This window comes from Novosphingobium decolorationis (assembly GCF_018417475.1).
Lineage (GTDB): Bacteria > Pseudomonadota > Alphaproteobacteria > Sphingomonadales > Sphingomonadaceae > Novosphingobium > Novosphingobium decolorationis.
This window is the reverse complement of sequence record NZ_CP054856.1, coordinates 4,621,940-4,638,208: the sequence shown is the minus strand read 5'-3', so window position 1 is coordinate 4,638,208 and position 16,269 is coordinate 4,621,940. Positions and strand designations below refer to the sequence as shown.

Genomic DNA, 16,269 nt, shown 5'->3' with positions numbered 1-16,269 from the left:
CTCATCGCCGCACGGTCTCCTGAATTTGGGGGGCCGTTGGGCTTTAGGAGCGCGCACGCGCGTTGCCAAGGGCGCGGCTTTAGATTTCCCGCCGTATACTTCGCGATACGTGACCTTAGCTGACCGAAGCAAGACGCCGGTCGAAAGCGGCCTGAGCGGCGGCCACAGCGCCCATGCGCTGCTCGGCCCAGTCGATCATCGCCTGCAGCGCGCTCAGCAGTTCCGCGCCGAGCGGTGTGATCACGTAGCTGACCCGAACCGGGATGCTGGCCACCACGCGCCGCTCCACCAGGCCGTCGCGCTCGAGCGTGCGCAGGGTCTGGCTCAGCATCTTCTGCGAGATCCCCTCGATCCGGCGTCGCAGCGCGTTGAAGCGCATTTCCTCGGCGCCCAGCGTCGTGAGGATTAGCACGCTCCACTTGTCGGCCACGCGGTCGAGCAACTGGCGGGTCGGACAGGCCGCCGCAAACACGTCAGGCGCGGGACGGGAGGCCACAGGGCTGGCGGTTACCTCGGAGTGACCGGGTGCGGAAAAAGTGCCTTCTTGCATAAGCGCTAGGGATATCACACCTAGTCACCACTAGATACCACTTTAGGAGTTACACCATGAAGATTGCAGTCCTGGGCGCCAGCGGCCACGCCGGTTCGGAGATCGCCAGGGAAGCGGCGGCTCGCGGCCATGAGGTCATCGCCATCGCCCGCCACCCCGAAGCCATCCCCGCAGCCGCCGGCATCGTGCCGACCAAGGGCGATGCCAGCGACGCCGCGCAGCTTGCCAAGCTGATCGCGGGCAGCGACGCAGTCATCAGCGCCCTGCACCACACGATCAAGGCCGAGATCCTGCTCGCAGCGCTGCGCGAAGCCGGTGTCACGCGCTTCCTGGTCACCGGCGGTGCGGCCAGCCTCAAGGGCGCGGATGGCGCACGCCTGATCGACAACCCGGAATTCCCGGCCGACTGGAAGCCCGCCGCCCTTGCCGGCATCGCCTTCCTTGATGACCTCAAGGCCACCGACGATATCGACTGGACGTTCTTCTCGCCCGCCATGATCATCTTCGAAGGCGAGCGCCAGGGGCACTACCGCAAGGGCGGCGACGATCTCGTCGTCGATGCCAATGGCGAGAGCAAGATCAGCTTCGCCGACTTCGCGCTCGCCATGGTCGACGAACTCGAAGCCCACGAGCACAGCCGCGCGCGCTTCACCGCCGCGTACTGATCACTCGCCCGCCGGCGCGAAGCTGGCCGAGGCGATCACCTGCACCCGGTCGCGCCGCGCACCGGGTGCAGTCGCCCGGCTCAACACCATCGTGAAATCCGGTTCCTCGCGGCTGACGAAGGTGGTCGAGACCATGTCGCCGCGCGTCGCCTCATCGACCTCGCGCCAGACCTCAGCAAATTCCGGCGACGCCAGGACCTCTCCGACGGTGGGCTGCAGGTCCGCATCCCCACCGCCCGTCACCTGGCAGATCGGCATCCGGTGCGAGACCACAAGAACGTACCCCGCATCGGGCGAGGAGTTGATACGCCAATAGACATTGCCTTCGCGCCAGGCCTCAGGCGGCTGATTGATATCGGCGACAGAACGGACCTGCCCCATCGCATCGCCAAGCCCCACGTCCTTGAGGAAAGGTTCCGGGCCCGCCGCCCAGGTGTCCGGGTGCAGCACCCAGAGCCGACAGGCCTTCAAGGCGCCCGCCAGTCCATCCGCCAGCGCCGCGCGCTTCTCGAGTGTGCCCGTCCCTTCCTGGTCCGCAGCGGCCGCCTGCGTGGGCCCCTGACCGGCGAGGGCCATAGCGGCCACTCCCATCATCACACGACGTCGCATCAGCACCTGCCAGCCCCTCTTCCCAGTCCACTCCGATGGCCCGGATCCTGCACTGTCCCGAGTGCGGATCAAGTCCGCCACACGCCCTTTTTCGGACATGAAAAAGGCCGCAGAAGCGATTGCTTCTGCGGCCTTTTCAAATGTGCGTGATCGCGGAAGGATCAGACGCCAGCAGCAGCGGCCACTTCGGCGGCGAAGTCCGAAACTTCCTTCTCGATGCCTTCGCCCAGCTGGTAGCGCACGAAGTCGACCAGCTCGATCTTGGCGCCCGCTTCCTTGCCCGCCGCGTTGACGACTTCAAGGATCGGCGTCTTGTTGTCCATCACGAAGACCTGCGACAGGAGAGCGTTCTCCTTGGCATACTTCGCGATCGCGCCGTCGACCATCTTGGCCTGGACGGCTTCGGGCTTGCCCGATTCGGCGGCCTTTTCCTCGGCGATCTTGCGCTCACGCGCGATCAGCTCGGCGTCGAGGTCGTCTGCGGTCAGCGCGAGCGGGAAAGCGGCTGCGATGTGCATCGCGATCTGCTTGCCCAGACCTTCGAGAACGTCAGCCGGAGCTTCCGATTCGAGAGCCACGAGAACGCCGATCTTGCCGAGGTTCGGCGCAGCCGCGTTGTGCATGTAGGGAACCACGACGCCCTGCTTGACCGACACGGTCTTCATGCGGCGAACCTGCTGGTTCTCGCCGATGGTGGCCACGTTGTTGGTCAGCGTGTCGGCAACGGTGCCGCCGCCCGGGTAGGCCGCAGCCTTGAGCGCCTCGATGTCGTCGCCCGCAACGCCCAGAGCCACTTCGGTGGTCTTGCGCACGAAGTCCTGGAACTGGTCGTTCTTGGCAACGAAGTCGGTTTCCGAGTTCACTTCGACGGCAACGCCCTTGGTGCCTTCGACGGCAACGCCGACGAGACCTTCGGCCGCGGTGCGGCTCGACTTCTTGGCGGCAGCCGCCAGGCCCTTGGCGCGCAGCGCGTCAACCGCGGCTTCGATGTCGCCGTTGGTTTCGTCGAGGGCCTTCTTGCAATCCATCATGCCGGCGCCCGAGCGCTCGCGCAGGGTCTTCACGTCTGCGGCGGTGTATGCAGCCATCGCTCAAATCCTCTTGTTTGGTACAGACCGGATCACCGGCCTTGAATACAGGTGCGCGCCGAGCCCCATGGACCCGGCGCGCGACAATTCCATGACGAAAGTGTCGTCCGTCGCCGGGCTATCAGGCCTCGACAGCGACTTCCGCGGCGGGCTCGTCCATGGCGCCCATGTCGACACCGCTGTCGGCCAGAGCGTCCTGGCCGCCCTTGGTCGCGGCCTGCGCCATGGCGTCACAGTACAGGCGCACAGCGCGGCTGGCGTCGTCGTTGCCCGGGATCGGGAAGGCGATGCCCTGCGGGTTGACGTTGGTGTCGAGCACGGCAACGACCGGAATGCCAAGGACGTTGGCTTCCTTGATGGCCAGCTCTTCCTTGTTGGCGTCGATCACGAACATCACGTCCGGGATGCCGCCCATGTCGCGGATACCGCCGAGCGAGAGCTCAAGCTTGTCGCGCTCACGGGTGAGCTGAAGGATTTCCTTCTTGGTGAGGCCGTGGGTGTCGCCAGCGAGCTGCTCTTCGAGCGCCTTGAAGCGCTTGATCGACTGCGAGATGGTCTTCCAGTTGGTGAGCATGCCGCCCAGCCAGCGGTGGTTGACGAAGTGCTGACCGCAGGCGCGCGCAGCCTGGGCGATCGGCTCCTGAGCCTGGCGCTTGGTGCCGACGAAGAGCACCTTGCCGCCGGCCTGCACGGTGGCCGAGACGAAGTCGAGAGCGCGGGCCATCAGGGGCACGGTCTGCGACAGGTCGATGATGTGGATGCCATTGCGCGCGCCGAAGATGTACGGCTTCATGCGCGGGTTCCAGCGGTGGGTCTGGTGGCCGAAGTGGGCGCCAGCTTCGATGAGCTGCTGCATCGTGACGGTAGGAGCCGCCATAGAGAAATTCCTTTCCGGTTGTACCTCTGGAAAGCTGGAACCGTGGGGATCAGACCCGCTGCGGCACCGGTATGTGCGCTTTCCATGTGGATTCGCCCTTGATCGGAACCTGCGAATTCAGGAATCCATATCAGTGGACGCGGCGGCCCTTAGACCTATCCGCCCCGCGATGCAAGGCCGGATGCAGAACCTGCATGCAAACAGCGCCCCCAAAGCCCGTTCAGTGAACCCGCAGCGAGCCCGTGACACCGAACGCGCGGTCGATCGCAAACTCGTCGGCCGCGACATCGCTCTCGACGACATCCTCCAGGAGCCCCACGGTCTGGTCGATGATCGACTGCATCTGCAGCAGCGTCTCTCCGATCGCCTCCATCGACTGCGCCGCGCGGGCAAAGTCGGCGACGATCACGACACCGTGCTGCTGATCGATGGAGAAGCGGCAACCCAGCAGCCGGTCGTGCAGACGGGCGAGCGTCAGGCACATCGGCAGTTCAGGCTCGACGTCCTCGAGAACGAGCCCCTTCAACTGGAGCCAGTCCTCCACACGGAACAAGGACCAGGCGCTCCCGGTAGTCTGATCGGTCAGGAACACCTCGTCCGCGCCGATCTCCTCCACGGTGAAGGCGTTGAGCGCGCACCACTGCGACAGTCCGTCGAGCGTGATGAGGCGATGAGGCAAACCGTCGGCAACCATGGGAACCCTAACTAAGCGGATGAAGGCGCAGCGGCGCGGCGCCCTTCAAGGAGGCGCCCTGCACGCATCGCGCCCCTCTCGTCAAATTCCCGCTTGACACAACGGGAACAAAAATAGAACAAGAACGCCATTGGAACATTGATAGAACAGATTCGCGTTTTCCACAAGTCATCCACAGCCCCACGCACAGCTGCGGGGCGCGAGAAAGGAAACGGTCATGACAGCCTTTGCCGCCAGCCTCTTCGCCCTCGCCGGTCTTGTCTCTCTATGGGTGATCGGAAAAACGCTGCTGGAGTACGCAGCGGCCGCGCGTGGCCTGACACGCCAGCTTCAGGCCTGCAGCACCACGCTGACCGTGTCCTGGTCCGTGATCGAACGCCCTTCCCCGCACGGCGACACGCAGCGCGGGCGCGTTGTCACGATGGGCCAAGCGGTTCGTCAAGCTCGTCGAGTTCCGGCTCCGGCACGGCCAATGGACCTTGCCGCCTGACCTTGGCGTAGACGAACAGACCATAGGGCAGCAGCGCCAGATAGCCGATGGTGAGCACCGCCAGCGTGGGCCAGGGCTCGACCAGGAGCGCTGCCATCACCAACCCGACCAGGGCCAGGACGAAAAGACGCACGCCCGGCGCGGGACGCAGGCGCGACCAGCTGAGCGTCGGAATATTCGAGATCATCAGGAAGGCGGCCAGGACCATCCACACGCTGACGCCGATGGGATTGGCAAAGTCGCGCTCTCCGCTCGCGATCCACAGGCACAGCGGCAGGAAGCCGAGCACGGCCCCAAGCGGCGCCGGGACGCCGGTCAGGAAGCCTGCCGCCTTGTGCGGCTGATCATCGAGATCAAGACGCGCATTGAAACGCGCAAGTCGCAGCACACAGCAGATCGCAAAGGCCAGCGCCGCCATCCAGCCCAGGCTGGGCAGCGCATGAAGCGACCAGAGATAGACGATCAGCGCAGGCGCGACACCAAACGAGATGGCGTCGGCTAGGCTGTCCAGTTCGGCACCGAAGCGCGACTGCGCCTTGAGCAGGCGCGCCGCGCGGCCATCGATACCATCGAGGACGCCCGCCAGCAGGACGGCCTGGACCGACTTTTCGAAATCCCCGGCAATGGCAAAACGGATGCCGGTCAGGCCCGAGCAGAGCGCCGCGGCGGTAATGGCATTGGGCACAAGCGCGCGCAGCGAAAGGCCGCGCGCCATGCGCCGGGCACGCGATTCCGAAGCCCCGTCCGGGCCCGGCGTGTCGTCCGAGGGCGCGGCGGCCTGGGAAATCGCGTCCTCGCTCACTGGCAGATGCCCTCGATCATGGGGGCGGCACCAATTTCGCCAAGCACGGTCTCACCCGCGACGATACGCTGGCCCATGAGCACCTTGGGCTCGGTTCCGGCGGGAAGGTACACGTCGACACGGCTGCCGAAGCGGATAAGGCCGATGCGCTGGCCTGCGGCGATGATGTCGCCGGGCTTCACGAACGGCACGATGCGGCGTGCGACAAGCCCCGCGATCTGGGTGAAGCAGACCTGCTGACCGTCACCGCGCTCGATGAGAATGTGCTGACGCTCGTTTTCTTCGCTCGCCTTGTCGAGATCGGCGTTCACGAACTTGCCGGGGATGTAGATGACGCGGCGGACGGTGCCGCCAATCGGTGCGCGGTTGATGTGGACGTCGAAGACACTCATGAAGATCGAGACGCGCGTGAGCGGCGCGTCGGAGAGCGGCGGCATGCCGCTGCCATCGTCAACGGTCAGCTCGCGCGGCGGCGAGACCTTCTGGATCAGCGTCACCAGGCCGTCGGCCGGCGCGACAATCGCGCGCTCATCCTGCGGCGTCACGCGCAGCGGATCGCGGAAGAAGGCGAGCACGCACAAGGTCAGGACGGCGAGCGGCCATCCGAACCAGGGTCCGAACAGGACCCAGACGCCCAGCGCCAGGACACCGGCAATGGAGCCGAACTTGCGCCCTTCGGGATGAATGGCCGGCCATTGCCACGAGGCATCGCCACGACCCTGATTATCGAGAATATCTGAGGACATCGGTTTCCTCTAGTGAGTGGCGTTCAAGACCGCAATGCCGCCACGCGCGGGAAGTTCCGCAAAGCGTGCGCAAAGCTGTGTCTTGCACTCCAGGGAAAACCGTTCCTGGGCACTTGCCGCTGGCAAGCCGTACTCATCTGGAAGAATGGGCTGATAAAGGCATCCGCGCCATGGGCTCAGCCGCCACCCGATCCGCTTTAGCGGATCCCTTCGTCATCGCGATTTCGAGAGAAGGGCTGGTGGTGGACAGGGCTGGATTCGAACCAACGTACGCTTGCGCGGGCAGATTTACAGTCTGCTGCCTTTAACCACTCGGCCACCTGTCCACACCAGTCATCTGGCTGAGATTTTCCTTTCAGATCATCTCGTTGGTCGAGAGCGTTTAGTGCCGCCCCCGTTGCCGAGGACCGGCCCAATGCCGAACTCGGCCTTGCCTGTCAATGGGTCGAATGGCAGGAGCGGCACATAATTTGAATTTTTTTGAAAAAAGGATCACACGAGATGAGCAAGCGCGGACAGGGGAAAGCCCTGCGCGGCCGGGCCGGACGCATGAAAAACGGCCGGGGATCGGGGCGCGCGAGCAGCGGCATGGTCCGCCTGTGGGGTCGCCATGCGGTCGAGGCGGCGCTCAAGAATCCGAATCGCCAGCACCGCAAACTTTGGGCGACTCGCGAAGGCGTCGAATCACTTGATGGCGAATTGCCCGTCGATTTCACCGTCGAATGGGCCGAGGCACCCGACCTTGCCCGACTCGTTGCACGCGATGCCCCCCACCAGGGCCTCGTCCTGGAATGCGAGCCGCTCGACGATTTTTTCCTCTCTGACGTCCTCGACAACGATCCCGCGCGCCCGGTGCTCGTCCTCGACCAGGTGACAGATCCGCATAACGTCGGCGCGATCCTGCGTTCGGCGGCCGCCTTCAATGCCTGCTGCATCGTCACCCAGGACCGCCACGCGCCACCCGAATCGGGAACGCTGGCAAAATCGGCCTCGGGCGCGCTCGAAATCGTGCCGTGGATCCGGGTCGTGAACCTCGCGCGCGCGCTCGAAGAGATCGCCGAAGCGGGCTACTGGCGCATTGGCCTCGATGGCGAAGCCGAATCGACGCTGGCCGAGGCCCTGCCCGCAGGCCCCGTCTGCCTCGTTCTGGGTGCCGAGGGTGATGGCATGCGCCACAACATCGTCCAGCACTGCGATGCGATCGCCAAGCTGCCGATCTCCTCGGACATGGAAAGCCTCAACGTCAGCAATGCGGGCGCGATCGCTCTCTACGCGGCCGCGACGCGCTGAGGCGCCTCGCCAACACGCATCGGAGACGTTCGTCATGCACCTCCCCTTCCCGCGTGCCGATCAGGCACGTCGTGCGCTCGCGGTCCTGACCGCGGGCGCCGCCACCCTCCTCGTCGCCGCGTGCTTCTTTGCCCCGGGGCGTTTCTCCTCGCGCCTCGATGTCAACGCGGACCACAGCTTCGCCTTCCGCTACACAGGCGAACTCATCATGATCCCGTTGAAGGAAGAGGCCGACAAGGCCGCGCAACCCTTCGAGCCCGAGGACTGCTACGACGAGGACAGCTTCGAGGAACGAACCTGCACCGAAGATGAGATCGCCCAGCAGAAGGAGGATTGGGCTACCAAGAAGGGTTCGAATGCCGACGCGGCGCGTGCGCTTCTGGGCGGTATCGACCCGAGCGATCCCGAAGCGGGCCATGAACTAGCCCGCAAGCTGAGCCGCCGCCAGGGCTGGAACAAGGTCACGTACAAGGGCGGCGGCGTGTTCGACGTCGACTACGCCGTCTCGGGCCGCCTCGACCACGATTTCGTCTTCCCGACCTTCGAAGGCTTCCCGATGGCCAACGCCTTCGTGCAGATCACTCCGCGCAAGGATGGCTCGGTACGCATCAACGCGCCGACCTTCGGCCCCGATGCCACGAGTTCGCCGGCAGCGGGCCTGATCCCAGGCAATCTGTCCGGCCCGTCCAAGGACGGTGGCCCGGCGGAACTGGCCGATGGCACCTTCACCATCCACACCGATGGCAAGATCCTCGCCAACAACACCGACGAGGGGCCGACCATCGAGGGCGCGATGCAGGTGCTGACCTGGGCGGTCAATCCGCGTATCCCGGCCGCCCCGACCGCGCTCCTGCAACTGGAGCCCTGAGGGCAGCGCTCAGGGGCGGCGCCACCGGTGTCGCCCCTGACAGCCTCCTCTTTTCCGGCCCCCTCACAGCAGACGCCCACAAAAAAACGCCGCTTTCCGCACGTGGGGAAAGCGGCGTTTTTGCGTTCACAAGGCCCGTGAGGCGTTACGGGCCCTTGAAGGACGTCTTAGTTGACGGCGTCCTTGAGGCCCTTGCCGGCCTTGAACTTGGGCTGCGACGAAGCCGCGATTTCCATCGGCTCGCCGGTGCGCGGGTTGCGGCCGGTCGAGGCCTTGCGCTTGGCGACCGAGAAGGTGCCGAAGCCGACGAGGCGCACTTCGTCGCCCTTCTTCAGCGCGCCGGTGATGGCGTCGAACACGCCTTCGACAGCCTTGGTCGCATCGTTGCGGGTCAGACCGCTGGTTTCCGCGACAGCGCTGATGAGATCGTTCTTGTTCATTATACCCCCTACCTTTCAGTGGAACAGGATGTGATGGGAAGCTGGATTCGCCTCGTAAGAGGAGACGGAATTGAGCGGTTTTTGGTCACGCTGTCAAAGCCTAAACCGGGCAAAAAAGCGCGGTTTATCGTGTTTTTCCGCCATTTTAGATGCAGAAGCACGTTGTGCAGTGCAGCATGGACTTGCGCCACGGCCCGGCATGCAAATTCGCCGGATTTGCGCGGGGAACGCGACAATGCGGTGACTGCATGGATTTGCCGGTTGCCCAAGCGCCTGCGCCGGGGACAAAAAAGGCGGCTCGCATGCGAACCGCCTGATTGCCGTCCCAGGCCAGAGCCGTGGACGAATGTGACCGAATTAGCCTTCGGTGCGCACGTCGCGACGCTCGGCGATGCGGGCGCGCTTACCGGTACGACCACGCAGGTAGTACAGCTTGGCACGACGCACGATACCGCGGCGAACGACGGTGATGCTGTCGATGTTGGGCGAGTAGAGCGGGAATACGCGCTCCACGCCTTCACCGAAGCTCATCTTGCGAACGGTGAAGTTCGAACCCATGCCACGGTTCGAACGCGCGATCACGACGCCTTCGAAGTTCTGGACGCGGGTACGGGTGCCTTCGACAACCTTCACACCAACCTTGACGGTGTCACCGGCGCGGAAGGTCGGGATTTCCTTGGCGGCCTTGGCAATTTCCTCGGCCTCGATCTGCTGAATCAGGTTCATGAACCTAGTCCTTCGTCTTTTTGCCGCGCATCAGAGGCAGACGGTCCCGAACGTCGACATGACGTTCCCAAAGGTCCGGCCTGCGTGACCGTGTGTGATCTTCCGCCTGGGTCTTACGCCAGGCTGCGATCTTCGCATGATCCCCCGATCGCAGCACTTCAGGGATCGTGCGCCCTTCCCATTCGACGGGTCGGGTGTAGTGCGGGTACTCGAGAAGGCCGTCCTCGAACGATTCCTCGGTACCGCTGGAAGCCGCGCCCATTACGCCGGGAAGCAGGCGAATGCAAGCGTCCAGTACCATGAGAGCCGCGCATTCGCCGCCCGACAGGACGATATCGCCGACCGAAATCTCCTCGACCTCGCGACCCTCGAAGATGCGCTCGTCAAAGCCCTCGAAACGGCCGCACAGGATGATCGCGCCGGGACCTGCCGCGAGCGCGCGAACGCGTTCCTGCGAGATCGGCGTGCCGCGCGGCGTCATCGCCAGAACGGGCGCGCCCGGATTGGTGGCTCGGGCGTGGTCGATCGCGCTCGCGAGCACGTCGACCTTGAGCACCATGCCCGCCCCGCCGCCTGCGGGCGTATCATCGACCGTGCGATGCTTGTCGGTCGCGAAATCACGGATCTGCACCGCGTCCATCGACCAGTCCCCGCGCTCGAGCGCACGCCCCGCCAGGCTGATGCCCAGAGGCCCGGGGAACATGTCGGGATAGAGTGTGAGAACGGTGGCCGCGAACGTCACGAGAGCACGCCTTCCTATTCAAAGATATGCACGTAGCCGCCCGCTTACGGCCATGCCCGGCCAGCGGCGGCTCGGCTCCGGGGTCAATCCTCGGCGAACGCGGCCGTTACCACCAGCTTCTCGGCGTCCCAGGAAGGCACCGCGGCCTCGGTCATGGGCACCATGAAGCGCTGGATACGGCCCTTCTCGTCGCGCTCGGCACGCTCGATCTCGAGCACGTCGCCCGCGCCGAAATTCTCGACCGCAATGACGCGGCCAAGGGCCTCGCCCGTGTCGGAGACAGCGGGAAGACCGATGAGGTCGGCGTGATAATATTCGCCGTCCGCCAGCTCGGGCATCTCGGCGCGCGGAACGGTGAGGACGGTGCCGCGCAGCTTTTCGGCCGCGGTACGGTCGGTCACTTCCTCGAAACGGGCGATAGCCCCGCCCTTGCCGTCGTCCTTGAGCTTCTTGAGCGTCAGGGCCGAATCGTTGAAGGCGCGGTAGCGCTTGAGCGCCGCCACGCCTTCCCCAAACAGCTTGAGGCGGACTTCACCCGTCACCCCGTGCGCGCCGGTGACGGCGGCCAGGGTGACGGACGTGTCGTGTGCCATATGCCGTGTCCCGAAGGCTTACGCCTCGGTCGATTCCTCGGTGGCTTCGGCAGCCGGAGCTTCCTCGGCGGGAGCGGCCGAAGCGGCAGCAGCAGCCTCAGCAGCTTCGCGAGCCTTCTCGGCCTTTTCCTCGGCGCGTTCCTTGGCCTTGTCGCCCGGCTCACCCTTCTTGGGGTTGTTGGTAGCCTGACGCTCCTTGATGCCGGCCTTGTCGAACATGCGTGCAACGCGGTCGGTCGGCTGCGCGCCGACGGAAAGCCAGTACGAAGCGCGCTCGCCGTTGATCTTCACGCGGTTCTCGTCGTCCTTGGCGAGGAGCGGGTTGTAGGTGCCGATCTGCTCCAGGTACTTGCCGTCGCGCGGTGCGGTCGCGTTGGCGACGACGATCTTGTAGTAGGGACGCTTCTTCGCACCACCGCGCGACAGACGGATCGAAACTGCCATGAGATTACCTTTCTTCTAAATCTTACAAATGTTTGGAATTATTTCTTCAGAAACTTGCTGAGGTCCGGACCACCGGCTCCGCCCGGTCCGCCAAGCCCGGGCAAGCCGCCCTTGGCTCCGCCGCCCAGACCCTGGCCGCCCAGGCCGGGCATCGCGGCATCGAGACCACCCTTGCCGAACATCGCAGCCAGCCCCTTGAGGCCGCCCATCTTCTTGATCTGCTTCATGGCCTTGGACATCTCCTGGTGCATCTTGAGCACCTTGTTGACGTCCTGGACCTGGGTGCCCGAGCCGTTGGCGACGCGGATCTTGCGCTTGGCGTTGAGAAGCGCGGGATTGGCCCGCTCCTTCTTGGTCATGGAGCCGATGATCGCCTCCATGCGCAGCAGCACCTTGTCGTCCATGTTCGAGGCGGCCATCGCGGCCTTGGCCTTCTTCATGCCGGGCATCATGCCCGCCAGCATGCCGAGGCCGCCCATGTTCTGCATCTGGCGAAGCTGGGTGCGCAGGTCGTTGAGATCGAACTTGCCCTGCTCCATGCGCTTGGCGAGTTCTTCGGCCTCCTCGACCTTGACCGCCTCGGCGGCCTTCTCGACCATCGAGACGATGTCGCCCATGCCGAGAATGCGGTTGGCAACGCGGCTCGGGTGAAAGACCTCGATCGCGTCCATCTTTTCGCCGGTACCGGCGAACTTGATGGGCTTGCCGGTGACCGCACGCATCGAAAGCGCCGCACCACCGCGCGCATCGCCGTCCATACGGGTCAGCACGACACCGGTAAGGTCGACTTCGCCCGCAAAGCTCTGCGCGACGTTGACCGCGTCCTGACCCGTCAGCGAGTCGACGACGAGCAGTGTCTCGCGCGGGGTGGCGATGGCGGCCACCGCCTTCATCTCGTCCATCAACTGCTGGTCGACGTGGAGACGGCCCGCGGTGTCGAGCATGAGGACATCGACGGCCTGCAGCTTGGCGGCCTGCATCGCGCGGGTGGCGATTTCGGTCGGCTGCTGGCCGGCAATGATGGGAAGCGTGGCAACGCCGGTCTGCTCACCCAGGACCTTGAGCTGCTCCTGGGCGGCCGGACGGTTCACGTCCAGCGAGGCCATCATGACCTTCTTGCCCTGCTTGTCCTTGAGAAGCTTGGAAATCTTCGCCGTGCTGGTGGTCTTGCCCGAGCCCTGCAGACCGACCATCATGATGACGACGGGCGGGCTGGCGGCAAGGTCCAGTTCGGGCGTCACATCGCCGCCCAGGGTCTCGATCAGTTCGTCGTTGACGATCTTGACGACCTGCTGGCCGGGCGTGACCGAACGCAGCACCGACTGGCCAATGGCCTTTTCGGTAACGCGATCGACGAAACGGCGCACGACGGGAAGAGCAACGTCGGCCTCGAGCAGCGCGATGCGCACCTCGCGCATGGCGTCGCGGACATCCTGCTCCTTGAGCGCGCCGCGGCCACGCAGCTTGTCGAACACACCGCCGAGACGATCGGAAAGGCTGTCGAACATGACCTTGCTCCTCTTTGACAGGCCCCGCCTTGCACAGCAACGAGACCCATCGAACGCCAAAAACGCCGGTGGGCGAAACCTCGCCGACCGACGCATGCGGGACAGTACGCGAAAAACGCCGGTGGACGAAACCTCGTCAACCAGCGTGGTACGCACATCGCGCGAAACTGATACAACAGAAGCCGCCCTCTTGCGAGAAGCGGCATCTGGTGGGAAATGGTGGAGCCTAGCGGGATCGAACCGCTGACCTCTACAATGCCATTGTAGCGCTCTCCCAGCTGAGCTAAGGCCCCGTGCCATTTCGAAAAACCGGTCTGGGAAGGCCGGTTTGTGTTACCGTTTGGAGTGTCGCCCCGTCCGGTGAAGCGCCATCTAGGGTAGGTCGGTCAGGCTGGCAAGAACTTTTTTCAAAAAAATGAAATTTTTCTGCTCAAGCCAGAATTTGCGCCAATTCCAAGCCCTTGCCTGACCATTGGCGCCCAACCTTGCCGCGCCGGGTGACCGGCGCCTGCCGGCCGATGCCCCCTTATGCGGGGCATCGACCCACCTGCTCCCGGGAGGCACACCGGGGAGCGCGTCTTACTCGTCGCGCTCGTCGTCGTCGTCGCCGCCGCTCGAGATGCCCAGGTCGTCGTCGCCGCCCAGGTCCACATCGTTGTCGGGCGAATCGCCGTCGTCATCGATGTCCAGATCGTCATCGGCCAGGTCGTTGTCCTGCTCCTCGACCTTTTCCTTCTTCTCCGCTTCCTCATAGGGGATCGGCTGCTTGGACTTGAGCACCGGCTCGGGCGTCCAGGTGTGGCCGCATTCGATGCAGGTCACCGGGTCGTCCTTGCCCAGGTCGTAGAAACGGGTGCCGCATTTCGGGCAGCCGTGCTTGGCGCCCCATTCAGGTTTGGCCATGAAATGTCCTCGTTTTGGGCGACCCGCGAAGACACGGGCGCTGGAAAAATCCGTTATATGATGGAAAGGCCCCGCTTCAAGATCAAGCACCCACGCACGAACCGGCACAAGGGCCGGCAGGCAGGGCGCACGATCAGGCATTGAAGCCACATCAGGGCGCGCGCCTTGCCATGGGCCGCTGCCGCTGTCAAAAGCCGCCGCGATTTTCCGCCCTTCGCCTAGCCCAGAAAGACGCCCTGCCCGTGACTTCCTCTGCCCACGACGCCGCCTCTGCCACTCCGCGCCGTTTCACCGCGCAAGGCCCGCTCAAGGGCCGCATCCGCGTGCCCGGCGACAAGTCGATCAGCCATCGCTCGATCATGCTGGGCGCGCTCGCGGTCGGCGAAACCAAGGTCACCGGCCTTCTGGAAGGCGAGGACGTTCTCGCCACGGCCGCGGCGATGCGCGCCATGGGCGCGACCGTCGAGCGCACGGGCGAAGGCGCCTGGACGGTCAGCGGCGTGGGCGTGGGCGCGCTCCTCCAGCCCCAGGGCCCGCTCGACATGGGCAATTCGGGAACCTCGACCCGGCTGCTCATGGGGCTTGTCGCCAGCCACCCGATCAACGTCAGCTTCACGGGCGATGATTCGCTCTCCAAGCGCCCGATGAACCGGGTGATCAATCCTCTCTCGCAGATGGGCGCCAGCTTCGAAGCGAGCGAAGGCGGGCGCCTGCCTCTCATCGTGCGCGGCGCAAGCCCTGCCGTGCCGATCACCTACACGCTGCCCGTCGCCTCAGCGCAGGTGAAGAGCGCGATCCTGCTGGCCGGCCTCAACACGCCCGGCAAGACCACCGTCATCGAGCCTGTCCCCACCCGCGACCATTCCGAGCGCATGCTCAAGGGCTTCGGCGCTGAGCTTGAGGTGGAAACACAGCCCGACGGCACGCGCATCATCACCCTCACCGGCGAAGCGGAACTCAAGCCCCAGACCATCGAGGTCCCGGGAGACCCCTCCTCGGCGGCTTTCTTCCTCGTTGCCGCTCTCATCACGCCGGGCAGCGATGTCGTGATCGAGAACGTGGGCCTCAATCCCACGCGCGCCGGCATTGTCGACGTACTCATTGCAATGGGCGGCCAGATCGAGAAGCTCGACGAACGCGACGTCGGCGGCGAGCCGGTTGCCGACCTGCATGTGCGCCACTCCGCGCTCAAGGGCATCGAAGTCGACCCCGCCGTGGCGCCGAGCATGATCGACGAGTTCCCCGCCCTCTTCGTCGCCGCCTCGGTTGCCGAGGGCGTGACGACGACAAGCGGGCTCGATGAACTGCGCGTCAAGGAATCGGACCGCCTTGCGGTCATGGCGAGCGCCCTCACGGCCGCTGGCGCCACGCTGGAAGAGCGCGAGGACGGCCTGGTCATCACCGGCACCGGCGGCAAGCCCCTTCCCGGCACCCGCGCAGGGATCGAGATCGCCACGCACCTCGACCACCGGATTGCCATGTCGATGGCCGTAGCGGGCGTGGCAAGCCAGGACGGCGTGCTCGTCGACGACACCCGCCCCATTGCCACCAGCTTCCCGGTATTCGAATCGATGCTCGAAGGACTTGTCGCATGATCATCGCCGTCGACGGCCCCACCGCCTCGGGCAAGGGCACCATCGCCAAGGCCCTGGCCGCGCACTACAGCCTGCCGCATCTCGACACGGGCCTGCTCTACCGCGCGGTCGGGCGTCAGTGCGCGAAGAACGGAGGCAATCCCGACAGCGCCGAGGACGCGCTGGCGGCCTGTGCGTTCCCCGACGACCTACTGGCCGACCCGGAGCTTCGCTCGGAGGTGACCGGGGGGCTGGCAAGCCGCGTCTCGATCCACCCGCCCGTGCGCCAGGCGCTCTATGAACGCCAGCGCAGCTTTGCCACGCAACCGGGCGGCGCGGTCCTCGACGGGCGCGACATCGCCAGCGTCATCGCGCCCGAGGCCGAGGCCAAGCTCTTCGTCACCGCCAGCGTCGAGGCCCGTGCGCAGCGCCGTTTCTTGGAAATGCAGGAACAGAACCGCGACGTCGCGCTCGAGGAAATCGCCGCAGACCTCGCCGCGCGCGACGAACGCGACCGGGGCCGCAAGGACGCTCCGCTGGTGATTGCCGAGGGCGCGGTCGAAATCGACACCTCGGACCTTCGCCGCGAGGAAGCCATCGCAGCTGCCATTGCCGCGGTTGAGGCTTTCCGCGCAGGATAACGCCCGCCTTATCACACAG

General features: G+C 65.1%; 20 protein-coding genes and 2 tRNA genes. 6 read left to right on the top strand and 16 right to left on the bottom strand.

The features are described from left to right. Positions 1–115: 115 nt before the first annotated feature. Positions 116–496 (bottom strand): winged helix-turn-helix transcriptional regulator, encoded by a 381-nt coding sequence (locus HT578_RS21515; protein WP_039395668.1) that lies wholly within the window; start codon positions 494–496, stop codon positions 116–118. Between the two features lie 110 nt (positions 497–606). Between HT578_RS21515 and HT578_RS21510 the strand changes: the two genes are divergently transcribed. Next, complete coding sequence (locus tag HT578_RS21510; protein WP_213501384.1) at positions 607–1,215, top strand: NAD(P)-dependent oxidoreductase; 609 nt, start codon at positions 607–609, stop codon at positions 1,213–1,215. Here the strand turns inward: HT578_RS21510 and HT578_RS21505 are convergent, their stop codons facing one another. The 4 genes from HT578_RS21505 to HT578_RS21490 all read right to left on the bottom strand — a co-directional run bounded on the left by HT578_RS21505 (position 1,216) and on the right by HT578_RS21490 (position 4,468). After that, positions 1,216–1,824, bottom strand: a complete 609-nt coding sequence (locus HT578_RS21505) for a hypothetical protein (RefSeq protein WP_213501383.1) — start codon at positions 1,822–1,824, stop codon at positions 1,216–1,218. Between the two features lie 161 nt (positions 1,825–1,985). Further along, complete coding sequence (gene tsf, locus HT578_RS21500) at positions 1,986–2,912, bottom strand: translation elongation factor Ts (RefSeq protein ID WP_213501382.1); 927 nt, start codon at positions 2,910–2,912, stop codon at positions 1,986–1,988. 121 nt (positions 2,913–3,033) lie between these two features. Further along, positions 3,034–3,789 carry a 30S ribosomal protein S2 gene (rpsB, locus tag HT578_RS21495; RefSeq protein WP_039394238.1) on the bottom strand — a complete coding sequence of 252 codons (756 nt, stop codon included), beginning with the start codon at positions 3,787–3,789 and terminating at the stop codon, positions 3,034–3,036. A gap of 220 nt (positions 3,790–4,009) precedes the next feature. Continuing rightward, positions 4,010–4,468, bottom strand: coding sequence for a hypothetical protein (locus tag HT578_RS21490; protein ID WP_159108111.1), 459 nt, complete (start codon positions 4,466–4,468; stop codon positions 4,010–4,012). A gap of 232 nt (positions 4,469–4,700) precedes the next feature. Between HT578_RS21490 and HT578_RS21485 the strand changes: the two genes are divergently transcribed. After that, positions 4,701–4,973 carry a hypothetical protein gene (locus HT578_RS21485; protein WP_213501381.1) on the top strand — a complete coding sequence of 91 codons (273 nt, stop codon included), beginning with the start codon at positions 4,701–4,703 and terminating at the stop codon, positions 4,971–4,973. Here HT578_RS21485 and pssA read toward each other — a convergent pair. The 3 genes from pssA to HT578_RS21470 all read right to left on the bottom strand — a co-directional run bounded on the left by pssA (position 4,900) and on the right by HT578_RS21470 (position 6,847). After that, positions 4,900–5,688: a CDP-diacylglycerol--serine O-phosphatidyltransferase gene (gene pssA / locus HT578_RS21480; RefSeq protein WP_084592310.1), complete on the bottom strand. Its 789-nt coding sequence runs from the start codon at positions 5,686–5,688 to the stop codon at positions 4,900–4,902. The two genes, HT578_RS21485 and pssA, sit on opposite strands and share 74 nt — an antisense overlap. An 83-nt stretch (positions 5,689–5,771) precedes the next feature. Then, positions 5,772–6,521: a phosphatidylserine decarboxylase gene (locus tag HT578_RS21475; protein WP_213501380.1), complete on the bottom strand. Its 750-nt coding sequence runs from the start codon at positions 6,519–6,521 to the stop codon at positions 5,772–5,774. 240 nt (positions 6,522–6,761) lie between these two features. Next, positions 6,762–6,847 (bottom strand) — tRNA-Tyr (locus tag HT578_RS21470). A gap of 175 nt (positions 6,848–7,022) precedes the next feature. Here HT578_RS21470 and HT578_RS21465 point away from each other — a divergent pair. Both HT578_RS21465 and HT578_RS21460 read left to right on the top strand, forming a co-directional pair. Continuing rightward, positions 7,023–7,811 carry a TrmH family RNA methyltransferase gene (locus tag HT578_RS21465; protein ID WP_039394246.1) on the top strand — a complete coding sequence of 263 codons (789 nt, stop codon included), beginning with the start codon at positions 7,023–7,025 and terminating at the stop codon, positions 7,809–7,811. 34 nt (positions 7,812–7,845) lie between these two features. Further along, positions 7,846–8,679 (top strand): hypothetical protein, encoded by an 834-nt coding sequence (locus tag HT578_RS21460; RefSeq protein WP_213501379.1) that lies wholly within the window; start codon positions 7,846–7,848, stop codon positions 8,677–8,679. A 167-nt stretch (positions 8,680–8,846) separates the two neighbouring features. Here the strand turns inward: HT578_RS21460 and HT578_RS21455 are convergent, their stop codons facing one another. The 8 genes from HT578_RS21455 to HT578_RS21420 form a co-directional block, all read right to left on the bottom strand. Further along, a complete protein-coding gene (locus tag HT578_RS21455; protein WP_039394254.1) occupies positions 8,847–9,119 on the bottom strand; it encodes an HU family DNA-binding protein in 273 nt (90 codons plus the stop codon). 357 nt (positions 9,120–9,476) lie between these two features. Continuing rightward, on the bottom strand, positions 9,477–9,845 hold the full coding sequence (rplS, locus tag HT578_RS21450; RefSeq protein ID WP_039394257.1) for a 50S ribosomal protein L19: 369 nt from the start codon (positions 9,843–9,845) through the stop codon (positions 9,477–9,479). A 4-nt stretch (positions 9,846–9,849) separates the two neighbouring features. After that, positions 9,850–10,587, bottom strand: coding sequence for a tRNA (guanosine(37)-N1)-methyltransferase TrmD (trmD, locus tag HT578_RS21445; RefSeq protein WP_213501378.1), 738 nt, complete (start codon positions 10,585–10,587; stop codon positions 9,850–9,852). Positions 10,588–10,670: 83 nt separating this feature from the next. Beyond that, positions 10,671–11,180 carry a ribosome maturation factor RimM gene (gene rimM / locus HT578_RS21440; RefSeq protein ID WP_039394260.1) on the bottom strand — a complete coding sequence of 170 codons (510 nt, stop codon included), beginning with the start codon at positions 11,178–11,180 and terminating at the stop codon, positions 10,671–10,673. 18 nt (positions 11,181–11,198) lie between these two features. After that, positions 11,199–11,624: a 30S ribosomal protein S16 gene (gene rpsP / locus HT578_RS21435; protein ID WP_039394262.1), complete on the bottom strand. Its 426-nt coding sequence runs from the start codon at positions 11,622–11,624 to the stop codon at positions 11,199–11,201. 38 nt (positions 11,625–11,662) lie between these two features. Beyond that, positions 11,663–13,132 (bottom strand): signal recognition particle protein, encoded by a 1,470-nt coding sequence (gene ffh, locus HT578_RS21430; RefSeq protein ID WP_039394265.1) that lies wholly within the window; start codon positions 13,130–13,132, stop codon positions 11,663–11,665. A gap of 217 nt (positions 13,133–13,349) precedes the next feature. Then, positions 13,350–13,425 (bottom strand) — tRNA-Ala (locus HT578_RS21425). 286 nt (positions 13,426–13,711) lie between these two features. Continuing rightward, positions 13,712–14,035, bottom strand: a complete 324-nt coding sequence (locus HT578_RS21420) for an FYDLN acid domain-containing protein (protein ID WP_213501377.1) — start codon at positions 14,033–14,035, stop codon at positions 13,712–13,714. Positions 14,036–14,277: 242 nt separating this feature from the next. On the opposite strand from HT578_RS21420, the gene aroA reads away from it, so the two are divergent. Then, positions 14,278–15,630 (top strand): 3-phosphoshikimate 1-carboxyvinyltransferase, encoded by a 1,353-nt coding sequence (gene aroA / locus HT578_RS21415; RefSeq protein ID WP_239026404.1) that lies wholly within the window; start codon positions 14,278–14,280, stop codon positions 15,628–15,630. Beyond that, entirely contained in the window at positions 15,627–16,250 is a 624-nt protein-coding gene (cmk, locus tag HT578_RS21410) for a (d)CMP kinase (RefSeq protein ID WP_213501376.1), read from the top strand. The genes aroA and cmk overlap by 4 nt, the downstream gene beginning before the upstream one ends. Positions 16,251–16,269 lie beyond the last annotated feature (19 nt).